Genomic DNA, 356 nt, shown 5'->3' with positions numbered 1-356 from the left:
AGCTCATCCAGCTTTTCCCGGTATTGCTCCGGAAGCAACTCCAGCCCCAATTGATAGGATGCATTCATCCAGCCAAAGCCCGAAGTCGTGATATAATCAAATTCTGTCCCAACGTTGCCATATTCAGCATAAACTTTATGAGTTCGATCCACCACATCATATTTTTCAGGAATGGTACCGTTGTAATCCACCGCATTTTTGGTGATCATGTAAAGCCAGCGGTAGATGAGTTCATGAGCTTCGGCTTCAAAGCCGTAATTCAGCAACCCCTGCCACAGCAGCATCTGGTGTGGTGCCCAGCCGTTTGGATAATCCCATTGCCGCTGTACCTCGTTGGTCGCGGTTTCTTCTACGGA

At 48.3% G+C, this 356-nt stretch carries 1 protein-coding gene; it reads right to left on the bottom strand.

Going from position 1 to position 356, the window contains the following annotated elements:
* A partial coding sequence (locus tag HC175_RS21090) for an alpha,alpha-trehalase (RefSeq protein WP_235942723.1) occupies nucleotides 1–356 on the bottom strand: 356 nt, incomplete at both ends.

Source organism: Salinimicrobium oceani (assembly GCF_012037645.1).
This window is presented reverse-complemented; position numbering and strand designations above follow the sequence as displayed.